13 protein-coding genes are annotated in these 14,316 nt (G+C 62.7%); 7 read left to right on the top strand and 6 right to left on the bottom strand.

Features of this window, described 5'->3' with window-relative positions:
* Positions 1-2: 2 nt before the first annotated feature.
* The 3 genes from gcvH to FHS89_RS08325 all read left to right on the top strand — a co-directional run bounded on the left by gcvH (position 3) and on the right by FHS89_RS08325 (position 4,290).
* Complete coding sequence (gene gcvH, locus FHS89_RS08335) at positions 3-365, top strand: glycine cleavage system protein GcvH (RefSeq protein ID WP_184010632.1); 363 nt, start codon at positions 3-5, stop codon at positions 363-365.
* Between the two features lie 113 nt (positions 366-478).
* On the top strand, positions 479-3,325 hold the full coding sequence (gcvP, locus tag FHS89_RS08330; protein WP_184010533.1) for an aminomethyl-transferring glycine dehydrogenase: 2,847 nt from the start codon (positions 479-481) through the stop codon (positions 3,323-3,325).
* A 143-nt stretch (positions 3,326-3,468) separates the two neighbouring features.
* Positions 3,469-4,290: a 1-acyl-sn-glycerol-3-phosphate acyltransferase gene (locus FHS89_RS08325; RefSeq protein ID WP_184010531.1), complete on the top strand. Its 822-nt coding sequence runs from the start codon at positions 3,469-3,471 to the stop codon at positions 4,288-4,290.
* Positions 4,291-4,296: 6 nt separating this feature from the next.
* Here FHS89_RS08325 and FHS89_RS08320 read toward each other — a convergent pair whose 3' ends face one another.
* The 6 genes from FHS89_RS08320 to FHS89_RS08295 form a co-directional block, all read right to left on the bottom strand.
* The gene (locus FHS89_RS08320) at positions 4,297-4,767 is read right to left on the bottom strand and encodes a copper chaperone PCu(A)C (RefSeq protein WP_221229323.1); all 471 of its coding nucleotides are present in this window, start codon (positions 4,765-4,767) and stop codon (positions 4,297-4,299) included.
* A gap of 58 nt (positions 4,768-4,825) precedes the next feature.
* Positions 4,826-5,176, bottom strand: a complete 351-nt coding sequence (locus tag FHS89_RS08315; RefSeq protein WP_184010527.1) for a hypothetical protein — start codon at positions 5,174-5,176, stop codon at positions 4,826-4,828.
* Positions 5,177-5,238: 62 nt separating this feature from the next.
* Positions 5,239-6,945, bottom strand: a complete 1,707-nt coding sequence (locus tag FHS89_RS08310; protein WP_184010525.1) for an ABC transporter ATP-binding protein — start codon at positions 6,943-6,945, stop codon at positions 5,239-5,241.
* A gap of 5 nt (positions 6,946-6,950) precedes the next feature.
* A complete protein-coding gene (locus FHS89_RS08305) occupies positions 6,951-7,898 on the bottom strand; it encodes an ABC transporter permease (RefSeq protein WP_184010523.1) in 948 nt (315 codons plus the stop codon).
* The gene (locus tag FHS89_RS08300; protein ID WP_184010521.1) at positions 7,895-8,866 is read right to left on the bottom strand and encodes an ABC transporter permease; all 972 of its coding nucleotides are present in this window, start codon (positions 8,864-8,866) and stop codon (positions 7,895-7,897) included. Before FHS89_RS08300 ends, FHS89_RS08305 begins: the two co-directional genes overlap by 4 nt.
* Before the next feature lie 92 nt (positions 8,867-8,958).
* The gene (locus FHS89_RS08295) at positions 8,959-10,536 is read right to left on the bottom strand and encodes an ABC transporter substrate-binding protein (protein ID WP_184010519.1); all 1,578 of its coding nucleotides are present in this window, start codon (positions 10,534-10,536) and stop codon (positions 8,959-8,961) included.
* Between the two features lie 332 nt (positions 10,537-10,868).
* Between FHS89_RS08295 and FHS89_RS08290 the strand changes: the two genes are divergently transcribed.
* The 4 genes from FHS89_RS08290 (at position 10,869) to FHS89_RS08275 (ending at position 14,310) form a co-directional block, all read left to right on the top strand.
* On the top strand, positions 10,869-12,026 hold the full coding sequence (locus FHS89_RS08290; protein ID WP_184010517.1) for an acetyl-CoA C-acyltransferase: 1,158 nt from the start codon (positions 10,869-10,871) through the stop codon (positions 12,024-12,026).
* A complete protein-coding gene (locus FHS89_RS08285; protein WP_184010515.1) occupies positions 12,026-12,691 on the top strand; it encodes a dimethylsulfonioproprionate lyase family protein in 666 nt (221 codons plus the stop codon). Before FHS89_RS08290 ends, FHS89_RS08285 begins: the two co-directional genes overlap by 1 nt.
* Positions 12,688-13,068, top strand: a complete 381-nt coding sequence (locus tag FHS89_RS08280; protein WP_184010513.1) for a rhodanese-like domain-containing protein — start codon at positions 12,688-12,690, stop codon at positions 13,066-13,068. The genes FHS89_RS08285 and FHS89_RS08280 overlap by 4 nt, the downstream gene beginning before the upstream one ends.
* A 114-nt stretch (positions 13,069-13,182) precedes the next feature.
* Positions 13,183-14,310, top strand: coding sequence for an acyl-CoA dehydrogenase family protein (locus FHS89_RS08275; RefSeq protein WP_184010511.1), 1,128 nt, complete (start codon positions 13,183-13,185; stop codon positions 14,308-14,310).
* The last annotated feature ends 6 nt before the right edge of the window (positions 14,311-14,316 follow it).

Raw genomic sequence — 14,316 nt, 5'->3', positions numbered from 1 at the left:
TGATTAAATTCACCGAAGAGCATGAATGGCTCCGTACCGATGGCGACGAAGTGATCGTCGGCATCACTGCCCACGCGGCAGAACAGCTTGGCGATATCGTCTTTGTCGAACTGCCCGAGGCGGATACCGAAGTCGCCAAAGATGATGAGATCGTCGTGATCGAGTCGGTCAAGGCCGCGTCCGACATTCTCGCCCCCCTCGACGGCACCATCACCGAGGTGAACGAGGCCATCGTGGAAAACCCCGCCCTGGTGAACGAAGACCCGATGGAAGCCGGATGGTTCTTCAAGCTCAAGCTGGCCGATCCGTCCGAAATGGACACCCTGATGGATGAAGCCGCCTACAAGGCCTACGTCGCCGACTGATGGGAACCGCTCCGGCCCGCGCCGGAGCAACCCACCCCCTGACCACGATGTTTCGGCGCAGGCCGAAACATCCCCCATTTGATCACAGTCTCATCGCCTTTGCGGAGAACCAAATGCCCTACACGCCCACCGATTACGCCCCCTATGATTTCGCCAATCGCCGTCATATCGGCCCGTCCGAGGCCGAAATGGCAGAGATGCTGGCCACACTCGGCGTGTCCTCCCTTGATGAGTTGATCGCTCAGGCCGTGCCACAGGGCATCCGGCAGGCCGAACCGCTCGATTTCGGCCCGGCGAAATCCGAACAGCGCGCGCTCGCCACGATGCGCGATGTGTCAAAGAAAAATCAGGTGCTCGTGTCGATGTTGGGTCAGGGCTATCACGGCACCGTCACGCCCCCGGTGATCCAGCGCAATATCTTTGAAAACCCCGCGTGGTACACCGCCTACACCCCCTATCAGCCGGAAATCAGTCAGGGCCGCCTTGAGGCGCTGTTGAACTTCCAGACGATGGTTGCCGACCTCACCGCGCTTGATGTGGCGAACGCGTCGCTCTTGGATGAGGCGACCGCCGCGGCGGAGGCGATGGCCCTTGCCCAGCGGTCCTCCAAATCGAAATCCACCACCTTCTTTGTCGATCATCATTGCCATGCACAGGTCATCGACGTGGTGAAAACCCGCGCCGAGCCGCTTGGCTGGACCATTCAGGTTGGCAATCCCTTCACCGACCTCAACGCGCAGGAGGTGTTCGGCGCGCTGTTCCAATATCCCGGCACCTATGGCGATTGCCACGATTTCACCGATGTGATCACAGCGCTGCACGAGGCCAAGGCGCTTGCCGTCATGTCTGCTGATCTGATGGCGCTGACGATGCTCAAAGCACCGGGAGAGATGGGCGCAGACATCGCCATCGGCAACACCCAGCGCTTTGGCGTGCCGCTGGGCGCGGGCGGGCCGCACGCGGCCTATATGGCGTGCACGGATAAGCTCAAACGCTCCCTCCCCGGTCGTCTGGTCGGCGTGTCCATCGACAGCCACGGCCATCGCGCCTACCGCCTGACCCTGCAAACCCGCGAGCAGCACATCCGCCGGGAAAAGGCCACATCGAACGTGTGCACCGCGCAGGCGCTGTTGGCCGTCATGGCCTCCATGTATGCCGTGTTCCACGGGCCGGAGGGGCTGCGCGCGATTGCCCAGAAAATCCACCTCAAGGCGACGGACCTCGCCGCCGGGCTGGAGGACGCGGGCTACACCATCGACCAGGACAGTTTCTTTGACACCTTCACGGTTGAGGTGGGCCATATGCAGGGCCTGATCATCCGCGCGGCCTTGGCCGAGGGGATCAACCTGCGCGCGGTTGGCGCGGACCATATCGGCATCACGCTGGATGAAAAGATCACCCGCGCGAATATCGAGGCTGTTTGGCGCGCCTTCGGCATCGCGCGCACCGCGACCTATGCGGCCCCCTACCGCCTGCCCGAGGCACTGATCCGCACGTCCGATTACCTCACCCACCCGGTGTTCCACATGAACCGGGCGGAGGCGGAGATGACCCGCTATATCCGCCGCTTGGCTGACCGCGATCTGGCGCTCGACCGCGCGATGATCCCGCTTGGCTCCTGCACGATGAAGCTCAATGCAACAGCAGAGATGATGCCGGTGACGTGGCCGGAATTCTCCGACATCCACCCCTTCGCCCCTATGGACCAGCAGCAAGGCTATGCTGAACTGGTGGCTGATCTCTCCGCGAAGCTGTGCGATGTGACGGGCTATGACGCGATCTCCATGCAACCCAATTCGGGCGCGCAGGGCGAATATGCGGGCCTGTTGAGCATCCGCCGCTACCACATCGCCAATGGCGACGCGGGCCGCGACATATGCCTTATCCCCACCAGCGCACATGGCACCAACCCGGCCTCCGCCCAGATGGTCGGCTATAAGGTCGTGCCGGTCGCAGTGGCGGAGAACGGCGATATCGACCTCGAAGATTTCCGCGCGAAGGCGGAGAAATACTCCGATACGCTCGCCGCCTGCATGATCACCTACCCTTCGACCCATGGCGTGTTTGAGGAAACCGTGCGGGAGGTCTGCGACATCACCCATGAGTTTGGCGGGCAGGTCTATATCGACGGGGCGAACATGAACGCCATGGTCGGGATCGCACGCCCCGGCGATGTGGGCGGCGACGTGAGCCATCTCAACCTGCACAAGACCTTCTGCATCCCCCATGGCGGCGGTGGTCCGGGCATGGGACCGATTGGCGTCAAGGCGCATCTTGAGCCGCATCTTCCCGGCCATGTGGCCCAAGGCACCAGCGGGGCGGTGTCCGCCGCACCGTGGGGCTCCCCGAGCCTGTTGCCGATCTCATGGGGCTATATCCTGATGATGGGCGGTGAGGGCCTGACCCAAGCGACCAAGGTCGCGATCCTCAACGCAAACTACATCGCCAAGCGGCTGGAGGGCGCCTATGACATCCTCTATTCCAACAAAAATGGCCGCATCGCGCATGAATGTATCGTGGACACAAGGCCGCTGAAGGACAGCGCGCATGTCTCCGTGGATGACGTGGCCAAGCGGCTGATCGACAGCGGCTTTCATGCCCCGACGATGAGCTGGCCTGTCGCGGGCACCCTGATGGTGGAGCCGACGGAATCGGAACCCAAGGCCGAGCTTGACCGCTTCATCGCCGCGATGCTGTCGATCCGGGCCGAGGCCCGCGATATCGAAGAGGGCCGCCTTGATCCGGAAAACAACCCCCTGCGCAACGCGCCCCACACGATGGAAGACCTCGTGAGCGACTGGGATCGCCCCTATTCCCGCCAGCAGGGCTGCTTCCCGCCGGGGGCGTTCCGGGTGGACAAGTATTGGGCACCGGTCAACCGCGTCGATAACGTCTATGGCGACCGAAATGTCGTCTGCTCCTGCCCGCCGATGGAGGACTATCAGGAAGCCGCCGAATAACCGGCACGCCCCCGACACACCGCAATGGCGGCGCAGAAATCCCCTCTGCGCCGCCATTGTCGTCTTGAAACCTGCGCGGGGATGGATTTTTGTAGCGGTCCCACGATCCGAGAGCCCGCGTGCAAAAACCCAATCCGAAAGAGATGAGCTATTACAGCGCCGCGAAATCGCGGGGCGGGCAAATGGTGATCCGCACGGTCGAAAACCTGACCGGCCGGATCGGCGCGCTGATGCGCCTGCGCGGGCTGGAACAGGATTTGCAGGCCGACGGGGCCAATATCTGGGATTGCCTCTTTCGCCGCTTCGATATGCGGCTGGCGACGCAGGGTGCGCCGCTTGAGGTGCTCAAGACCCAAGGCCCCCTGCTGATCATCGCGAACCATCCTTTCGGCATGGCCGATGGCATGGCGTTGATGCATCTGATGTCCCATCACGGGCGCGATTTTCGCCTGATCGCGAATGACGTGTTGTGGCAGGTCGAGGCGTTGCGCCCCTACCTTTTGCCGTTCAACGTCACCGGGGCGAAGGGCGGGCAGCGCCGCAATCTGGAAACCCGCGCGGCAGCACTGGACAGGCTGCGGGCAGGCGGCGTGGTGATGGTGTTTCCCTCAGGCGCCACCGCCTCTGCCGCGACGCCCTTCGGCCCGGTGCGGGAGGCCCGCTGGACCCCATTCATCGCGCGGCTGGCGCAGGACAGTGGCGCGCAGGTGCTGCCCATCTGGATTGACGGGGCCAATCCACGCCTGTTCCAGATCGCCCCGTTCGTGCACCCGAACCTGCGCCACGGGCTGCAACTTTATGCCTTCCGCAGCCATATCGGCAAAACCCTGCACCTGACACTGGGTACGCCGTTTCAGCCGGACCTCGCCCTGCCCCGCGCGGCCCTGACGATGGAATTGCGCCGCGCGGTCCTGAGCCTCGCGCCCGATCCCCAACCGATTGAGGCGACCGGGCCGATCTGGTGAGCATTGCTAGTGGTTCATGTGGCCCGTATGGCCACCCCCCTGAAACGGCTCCACAGTGAACAGCACGTCAATCTGCCCCGCGCGTTCAAAGATCAGCGTGACCTCCTTCTCCTCCCCCTCGATGAAGGGGCCGGTGAGGCCCATGAACATGACGTGATAGGAGCCGGGTTTGAATTCCAGCGTGCCGCCTGCCGGGATCACGATGCCGTCCTCCTGCTCCATCATCCGGTTCACGCCGTCCTCCGTGACGGTGATATGCAACTCCGCCCGCGCGAAATCGGCGCTGGCCGACAGCAACCGCTCATCCCGGTCGCCGGTATTGGTGATGGTCATGAACCCGCCAGAGGCGCGCGCCATCGGCGTGGTTTCCCGCGCCCATGGATGGTCAATCGTCAGATCACCAATGCGGTAGTCATGGGCCAGCGCAGGCATGGCAGATGCAAGGCCAAGAGCCAGTGCAATAAGGGTCGTTTTCATGTGTTTTGTCCTGTTCATGCGGGCGGCCAGGGGCCGCCGGATTGGTCTTAACAAAGGGTTAAGCCAGAACAGGTGGCCCGCGCGGCAGGGCAGGTGAGCGGGGTGCCGCACCCGTCCCGTTTTGCGCGGTAAGTCCAAAGGGTGCGGCCAGCACGCCCGTGTTGCGCATCACGACACGCGGCAGGGTCGGCAAATCGACCGCCCCGATCAACAGGCACGCATCGCAGGGCTGCCCCACGGCAATGCCCGCAGGCGCGTCACCCGTCAGGCAAAACACCCCCGGCAACCCATCCGGCCCCCGGTAATACAGTTTCGCGTCGAGCGTGGGTGGCTGATGCGCCAGCGACGCGCCCATGGTCCCGACCAGAACGGTCAGGGCCAGAAAGGCGCGCAGCCAGAAGAGTCGCAAATGCCTCATGATGCCGTTTTACGCCCAATGTTTCGCGCGCGAAACATCTGCCATGTCGCAGGTCAGACCGGCTCCAGCAGGTCCATCCGGGGCATTTGCGCGATCAGGCTTTGGCTATAGGCATGGGTCGGCGCGTCAAACAGCGCCTCCGTCTCCGTCAGCTCGACGATCTGGCCCTGCTTCATCACTGCCACTCGGTCACACATCTGACGGATCACCGGCAAATCGTGGCTGATGAACAGCATGGTGAGGTTCAGCTCTGCCTGCAAATCCTTCAAAAGGTTGAGGATTTGCGCCTGAATGGACACGTCCAGCGCACTGGTCGGCTCATCGCAGATCAGCACACGCGGGCGGCTGGCAAGCGCGCGCGCAATCGAAATCCGCTGCCTTTGCCCGCCGGAGAATTCATGCGGATAGCGGATCGCGGCTTGCGCCCCAAGGCCAACATGATCCAGCAGGTCTTGCACGATCTGCTTTGTCTCTGCCTCGCTGCTGGTAAGTTTATGAAACCGGATCGGTTCGGCCACGATGTCCATCACCGTCAGCCGCGCATTGAGGCTGGAGAACGGATCCTGGAAAATCATCTGAAGGCGGCGGCGCACGTCCCGCTCCGCCGGGTCGGACCAGCTGCCTTTCACGTCCCGCCCCAAAAGGCGCACGGTGCCACTGTCCTGTTTGTAGAGCCCCGCCACGATCCGCGCGACGGTGGATTTGCCGGAGCCGGACTCGCCCACAAGCCCAAATGTCTCCCCCTGCCGGATGGAAAAGCTCACGTTATCCACGGCCTTCAGCATCCGGCGTTTGGATTTGAAGAAAGACTTTTCCAGCACGAAGGACAGGTTGAGGTTTTCGACCGTGAGCGTCTCCTCCGGCTCTGTCGCGTCAGCCCGCGCGGCGCCGAGCCAATGGGTGCGGATGTCGATCTTGCGCCCTGCGGCCTCTCCCCCTTCGATGTAGTCCACACTCGCGAAACGCTCCAGCCGCATATCGGCGCGCGGCACGGCGGCGATCAGGGATTTGGTGTATTCATGGTTCGGCGCGCCGAGGACTTGCGCGGTTTGGCCTGTCTCCACCACGCGCCCGCGATACATCACGCAAACCCGATCCGCGATTTCCGCGATCACGCCGATATCATGGGTCACGAGGATCACGCCAAGCTGGCGTTCGCGGCAAAGGCGTTTGATGAGGTCAAGGATTTGCTTCTGGATCGACACATCAAGTGCCGTGGTCGGCTCATCCGCGATGATAAGATCAGGATCACCGGACAGGGCCAGTGCGATCACAACCCGCTGCCGCATCCCGCCTGAGAATTGGTGCGGATAGGATTTGAGCCGGGCTTCGGCTTCCGTGATCCCCACGTCGCCCAGCATCTGAATGGCGCGTTGTTTCGCGTCGGCCTCCGTCATGTCGAGGCTGTTGCGGATCGACTCGATCAACTGCTCCCCGATGGTGAGCAATGGGTTCAGGCTGGTCTGCGGATCCTGAAAGATCATGCCGATCTTGCGGCCCCGCACCCGGCGCATCTGATCCGCGTCGAGCGTGCGCAGGTCGGTGCCCTGAAACACGATCTCCCCCGCGCCGACATAACCCGGAGGCTCCAACAGGTCCATGATCGCGTTGCCGATGGTGGATTTACCCGCCCCGGACTCGCCCACCAACCCCAGCACTTCGCCCGGTGCCACGGTCAGGGAAACGCCCTGTGCAGCGTGCACAGTGCCGCGCCGGGTCGGGAACACAACATCGAGGTTCTTGATATCAAGAAGGTCCATGGCTCTCACCGCAATTTCGGGTTCAGCGCGTCGCGCATCCAGTCACCCAACAGGTTGACCGCAAACACGAGGATAACGAGGGTCAGCGCAGGAAAGAACGCGATCCACCACAGGCCGGAGAACATGAACTCCTGCCCGACGCGGATCAGCGTGCCAAGGCTCGGCGTGGTGGGCGGTACGCCCTGACCAAGAAAGCTCAGCGTTGCCTCCGCGATGATCGCAAGCGCAAGGCCGATCGTGGCCAGCACCAGCACCGGACGCAGCACATTGGGCAGCACATGGCGCCACATGATGAGCCAGCCGGGCAATCCGATCACACGGGCGGCCTGCACATATTCGCGCTCTTTCTCCACCAGTGCGGCACCGCGTGTCACACGCGCGAACTGCGGCCAATCCGACAGGCCAATGGCAAAGATCACGACATAGACGGAAAATTCGGCGCGCAATTCCTGCGGCAGCATGATCTGCCCCACACCGTTGATCAGGATCGCAACGAGGATGCCCGGAATGGTCAGCTGCACATCGGCCACCCGCATGATCAGCGTATCGACCCAACCCCCGAGATAGCCCGCAACCACCCCCAGCACCACGCCCAGCGTCATGCCAAAGAACACGGCAGCAAGGCCAATGATGATCGACAATCGCCCGCCATAGAGGATCGTGGACCACAGATCGCGGCCCTGATTGTCGGTGCCAAGGAAATAGCGTTCATCCCCGCCCGCAAAGGACGGCGGCAGCTTTCCGTCCCAAAGGCTGACTTGCGCGGGATCGAACGGGTTATAGGGCGCGATCCATGGGGCAAGTGCTGCGGCAAGCAAAAACGCCACCGTCACGGCTGCGGCCACCATCGCGAAGGGCGAGCGGAAGAAGGAATAGCCAATGTCGCTTTCGCGGATGCGGGTCCACATCCGGGGGCGGCTGGCGACTTGGTGCGGGGTTGGATCGGTGGTCATGACGAACCTATACGAATACGAGGATCAATCGACACATAGAGGATGTCCACGATCAGGTTTACGATCACGAACATGAGTGCCACGAACATCAGATACGCGGCCATCACGGGCACATCCGCGAACTCCACCGCTTGAATGAACAAAAGTCCGGTGCCGGGCCATTGGAACACCGTCTCCGTGATGATGGAGAAGGCGATGAGGCCACCGATATTCAGGCCGATGATCGTCACCACTGGCACCAGCGTGTTGCGCAGCGCATGGGTGAAATTGATCGCACGATCAGACAGGCCGCGCGCGCGCGCAAATTTGATGTAATCGGTGCGCATCACTTCCAGCATCTCTGAGCGGACGAGCCGCAGGATCATGGTGGTCTGAAACAGGCTCAGCGTCAGCGCGGGCAGGATGATGGCGCGCCAGCCATCCACCGTCAGGAAAGACGTGCGCCAGAAGCCCAGATCGGTCACGCCGGCCCGGCCACTTGATGGCAACAATCGCAGATAGACCGCAAAGAGGTAGATCAGGCCGATCCCGATGATAAAGGTCGGCAAGGACACCCCGACGAGCGACACCGACAGGATCGACCGCGACAGCCAACTGTCCCGCCGGATCCCCGTATAGACGCCCGCGACCACACCGATCACGAGGGCGATCACGGCGGACACGGCCACCAGTTCCAGCGTGGCGGGCAGCCGCTCAAGGATCATGTCCGACACATCCTGTTTGGAGCGGTAGGAAAGGCCGAAATCGCCCTGCACCGCATTCCCGAGGAACCGGACATATTGCACAAGGATCGGATCATCGAGGCCAAGCGCATCGCGGATGTTCTGGCGATCCTCTGGGCTCGCCTCTTGTCCGACCATGTTGTTGACCGGGTCGCCCACAAAGTTGAACAGCGAGAAGGACAGCGCCGACACGGCGGCCATCACCAGCACCGATTGCAATAACCTTCTGAGAATAAATGAAAACATGGCGCGCGTGGCTCCAGCGTCAGATCATGGGAAGGGGGTGTTGAGCAAAAGCTGAGCGGCGCGAGGATGCCCCCGCGCCGCTCATATTGTGGTTACTCGACGACCGCGTAGCGGAAGCGCGGGGTATCATCCGCTGCCATCGGCACGGTCACGCCGTCCCGCAGGCCCCAGGCCAGAACCTGGTGGTGGATGGTGGTGTAGGGCTCAGCCGCCTGCACGATATCCCATGCCTGTTCGATCATCGCGGTCCGGGCCGGGATGTCCGTCTCGGTCAGCATGGCTTCAACCAGCGCATCAAGTTCCGGATCGGAATAGCCGGTCGCGTTCCACGACCCACCGGTCTGCATCAGGAAGGAGAAGATGTAGTGGCTGTCGAGGGTCGGCACGCCCCACCCGAGGAGGTAGAAATCCGTCTCGCGGTTCTGGATCTTCGGGAAGTGCTGGGAGCGCGGCAACGCGTCAAGCGTCACGTCAATCCCGATCCGCGCCAGCATCGACACGGCCGCCTGACAGATGGCCTCATCGTTGTTGTAGCGGTTGTTCGGGCAGTCCAGACGGACGGAGAAGCCGTCACCATACCCAGCCTCAGCCATCAGCGCCTGCGCGGCGGCGATGTCCACGGCGGGCGGGGTGTCATGCTCGGCATTCCAACCCAAAACACCGGGAGAAGCGACCATGCCGCCCGGCACGGACAGCCCATCCATCACGACCCGCTGGATCGCGTTGCGATCAATGGCGAGGCTCACGGCCTTACGCACACGTACATCCGCAAACGGGTTTGCGCCTTCGATGTTGGAGGTGCGCAGCTCTTCCGCGCCCTGATCGTAGCCAAAGAAGATAGAGCGGATTTGCGCCACGGTTTCATAACGCAAGCCATCGGTGTTGCCGATACGCTCAAGATCCTGAAGCGGCGGATCGAGCACGAAATCAACCTCGCCAGACAGAAGCGCCGCAACACGGGTAGCCGCGTTGGTGATCGGGCGGTATTCGATCCGGGTCACGTTGCCGGGGAACTGGCCAGCGCCCCACCAATCGGCGTTTGCTTCGAGGACGGTCATTTCCTCGGGCAGACGCTCGGTGATGATATAGGGGCCGGTGCCGTTTGCGTTGCGGATCGAGAAGGTTTCTTCGCTCGCCGCGTAATCCTGCGGACGGACCACGTTGTTTTCGGTCGCCCAGCCGCTGTCCATGATGAAAATGTTGGTCAGCTGGTTCGGCAGGATCGGGTTCGGCCCATCCGTCACAAGCTCAACGGTATAGTCATCAATGACGCGCACACCTGTCACGGAGGTGATTAGGGTGCGGAAGTCAGAGGTTTCCTGCTTTGCACGGTTGATGGAGAACGCAACATCGCCCGCCGTCAGCGCTTCACCGCCATGGAAGGTCACGCCTTCGCGCAGCTTGAACATCCAGCCATCTTCCGTCGGCTCCCACGAGGTCGCCAATTCGGGAACAAGGTTGAGTTCCGGGTCACGGGTGACGAGGGATTCGTACACCAGACCGTTCATCGCGGTGGTCGGTCCTTCGTTCTGGGAATGCGGATCGAGGGTCAGCGCGTCGCCCTGGCTCGTCCATTTGATCGTCTTGCCACCATGGCCCGCAGCCTGCGCGGCGGTCATCGCCATCACGCTTACGGATACGGCTAATGCCGCTGTCTTGAGATGTCTCATAAAGGCCTCTCCTGTCAGAATCTGTTGGGTTCGATGGGTCTTGTGCCCAGCGATGGGCCTAATGAGGGCGACCATTTGGCAGAAGGTCAAGGGGGGTGATGCTGTTTTTGGTTGCAGTTTTGCACCGTGGTGGCGCGGAAAACGCCACCTGCACAGGAAATAGACGCTCCCAAATTTTCGCAACCCTTTCATATATTTACGAATTCTGCGTGTGAATTTGTCCAAATGGTCCAAATTCCGAAATCCGGCGCGAGACCAGCAGGCTTGATCGGCGGGCCGGGTCATGTCATCTTTCCGCTAAATGAACGTACGTTCACATCAGGGAGGATGCCATGACCGACGCTGTCGTCATCACCGGAGCCGCGCGCACGCCCATGGGCGGCTTTCAGGGGGAATTGTCGGGGGCCACTGCGTCAGAGCTGGGCGGCGTGGCGATTGCCGCAGCCCTTGATAAGGCCGGTCTCGCCCCCGATCAGGTGGACGAGTTGCTGATGGGCTGCGTTCTGCCCGCCGGTCAAGGGCAGGCCCCTGCCCGTCAGGCCGGGTTTCACGCCGGATTGCCGGAACACGTCCCCGCCACCACGCTCAACAAAATGTGCGGCTCGGGCATGAAAACCACGATGATGGCCTATGACCAAGTGGCGCTGCATGGCGGCACGGTCGTCGCAGGTGGGATGGAGAGCATGTCGAACGCGCCCTACCTTTTGCCCGCGATGCGGGGCGGTGCGCGGCTGGGCCATGGCACGGCGCAGGATCACATGTTCCTTGATGGGCTGGAGGACGCCTATGACAAGGGCCGCCTGATGGGCACCTTCGCGGAGGATTGCGCGGGGAAATACCAATTCACCCGCGAGGCGCAGGACGAATACGCGCTCGCATCCCTCGCCGCGGCACAGACCGCCGATTTCAGCGCGGAGGTCGCGCCGGTGACCCTCAAAACCCGCAAGGGTGAGGTCACGATCACCACGGATGAGCAGCCTCGCACGGCACGGCCCGACAAGATCCCGCATCTCAAGCCCGCCTTCCGCAAGGACGGCACGGTAACGCCCGCCAACGCATCGAGCATCTCTGACGGGGCGGCGGCGCTTGTCCTTTGCCGTGAAAGCGATGCGACCGGGCCGGTGCGCGCGCGCATCCTTGGCCACGCGAGCCACGCCCAAGCGCCCGCGTGGTTTTCCACCGCACCCGTGCCCGCGACGCAAAAGCTGCTCAAGCGGCTGGGATGGTCGGTGGAGGACGTCGACCTTTTTGAGGTGAACGAGGCGTTCGCGGTGGTGCCTATGGCCTTCATGCATGAGCTTGGGGTGCCGCGCGACAAGGTGAATGTCCATGGCGGGGCCTGCGCGCTTGGTCATCCCATCGGGGCATCCGGCGCGCGGATCATCGTCACGCTTTTGCACGCCATGGAACAGCGCGACCTCAAGCGCGGCATCGCCGCGATCTGCATTGGCGGCGGCGAAGGCACGGCCATCGCGATCGAGCGCCCCTGATGGAGGCGCGTCGCCTCAATGACTGCCCCGACTGGCGTTATCTGCTGGTCGAGTTTTATGAGATGTACCGCCGGGGCCGCGCGGGCGGCTCGGCCAAAATCCGGGCGCATCAGCGCGTGGTGCGGGAGGCCGTGTCGAAGGTCATGGCCGATAACCCGGTCGTGCAGCCGCAACCGCGTGAGGATAAACCCGTCACAGCGCATCTCAAACGCGCGCTGGATCAGGGCCGGCGGGAGACGACGCAATCCATGATCCGCGCGATCGAAAGCGTGCAGGACGATCTGTCATGGCTCTATGGCTATGAGAAAGTGCCGCGCGGGCTGAGCCAGAAATTCGCCTATGCCGAATTCGTCGGGCCGCAGGGGCCCGTGGTGTCGGACCGGGTGATCCTCGGGCTTGTGCTGTTCGCGCCGAAATGTACCTATCCCGCCCATTCCCATGACGGGCTGACGGAGAGCTATTTTACCCTCTCGGGTGCCGTGTCGGAAAACGATGACGGGGTGTTTGCACCCGGCTCGATGATCTTTAATCCGCCGGGCCGGATGCACCGCCTGACCACGGGCGACAATGAGCCGACCCTGTTGGCCTATGCCTGGCATGGGGCGCATGACAAGCTGGTGGCGCAAAAGATGGTGTTCACCCGCCGCAAGAAGGAGCAGCCATGAAATCCGTGAAAGAGATGGTCGATGAGGCCAATGCCATCGTGGATCACCTGCCGGGGGCCGAGGCCTTGGCGCTTCATGGGCGGGAGGATGTCACCTTTGTCGATCTGCGTGACATCCGCGAATTGAAGCGCGAAGGCCGTGTGCCCGGGGCGTTTCATTGTCCGCGCGGGATGCTGGAATTCTGGCTCGACCCCGCGTCGCCCTATGCCAATGACGTGTTCCAGAAGGGCGGCACCTATGTGTTTTTCTGCGCCGCTGGCTGGCGATCTGCGCTCGCCGCCCGCACGGCGCAGGAAATGGGGCTGGAGGGCGTCACCCATATCGAGGACGGATTTGCAGGCTGGCGCGATGCAGGCGGCGCGGTTGAGACGGACTGATCTTTGGTCGGGCCTTTGGCCCGGCCAGCGCCCGTCCCACCCCCCACGCGGCGGGCGCTTCGCCCCCTCCCCGCCGGGCCGGACGCTGGCCTTTCGTATCAAGGAGTTCACACCATGCTGACCGAAGACCAAACGCTGATCCGGGACATGGCGCGCGCCTTTTCCAACGACGTGCTCGCCCCCGGTGCCGCCGCCCGCGAAACCGCGCGGGAGATCGAGGCACCCGTGCGCGCGCAACTCGCCGAGTTGGGCTTTCTGGGCATGACCATCGACCCGGACTGGGACGGCGCGGGCGCGGATTACGTCTCATATGCCGTGGCACTTGAGGAATTGGCGCGTGGCGACGGGGCCGTGTCCACCATGGTCAGCGTGCATAACGCGCCGTTCCTCGCCATCCTTGATCGCTTTGCCAGCGACGCGCAGAAAGAGGCATGGCTCAAACCCGCCGCACGGGGGGAATTCATCGGCTGTTTTGCGCTGACGGAGGCCCATGCGGGCTCCGACGCTTCCGCTCTCAGAACCCGTGCGGAAAAGCGCAACGACCGCTATATCGTCAACGGCTCCAAACAATTCATCTCCTCTGCCCGGATCGGCGGGGCGACCATCGTGTTTGCCGTGACGGACCCGGCTGCGGGCAAAAAGGGGCTGAGCGCCTTTTATGTGGAGAATGACCGCGCGGGTTTTCACGTCGCGAAGGTGGAGGACAAGCTGGGGCAAAAGGCATCCGATACCTGCGCGCTGTCCTTTGACGATCTGGAGGTGCCCATCGAGAATCGCATCGGGGAGGAGGGGCAAGGCTATGCCATCGCCCTCTCATCGCTGGAAACGGGCCGGATTGGCATTGCCGCGCAATCGGTGGGCATGGCGCAGGCCGCGTTCGACGCAGCCCTTGCCTATGCCCGCGACCGGGACAGTTTCGGCAAACCGATTTTCGAGCATCAGGCCGTGCAGTTCCGGCTCGCGGATATGGAGACGGAGGTAGAGGCCGCGCGCCAGATGGTGCTGAACGCCGCGCGGATGAAAGATGCGGGGGTGCCCTGCCTGAGGGAGGCCGCGATGGCCAAACTTTTCGCGTCCGAGATGGCGGAGCGGGTCTGTTCTGCCGCGATCCAGACGCTGGGCGGCTATGGCTATCTCAGCGATTATCCGGTCGAGCGGATCTACCGCGATGTGCGGGTGTGCCAGATCTATGAGGGCACCAGCGACATTCAGAAAATCATCATCGCCCGGCAGATGGCGTGAGGGAGG

Source organism: Rubricella aquisinus (genome assembly GCF_014199445.1).
Taxonomy (GTDB): Bacteria; Pseudomonadota; Alphaproteobacteria; order Rhodobacterales; family Rhodobacteraceae; genus Rubricella; species Rubricella aquisinus.
The sequence above is the reverse complement of the archived record's forward strand: the minus strand, read 5'-3'. Positions and strand labels throughout refer to the sequence as shown.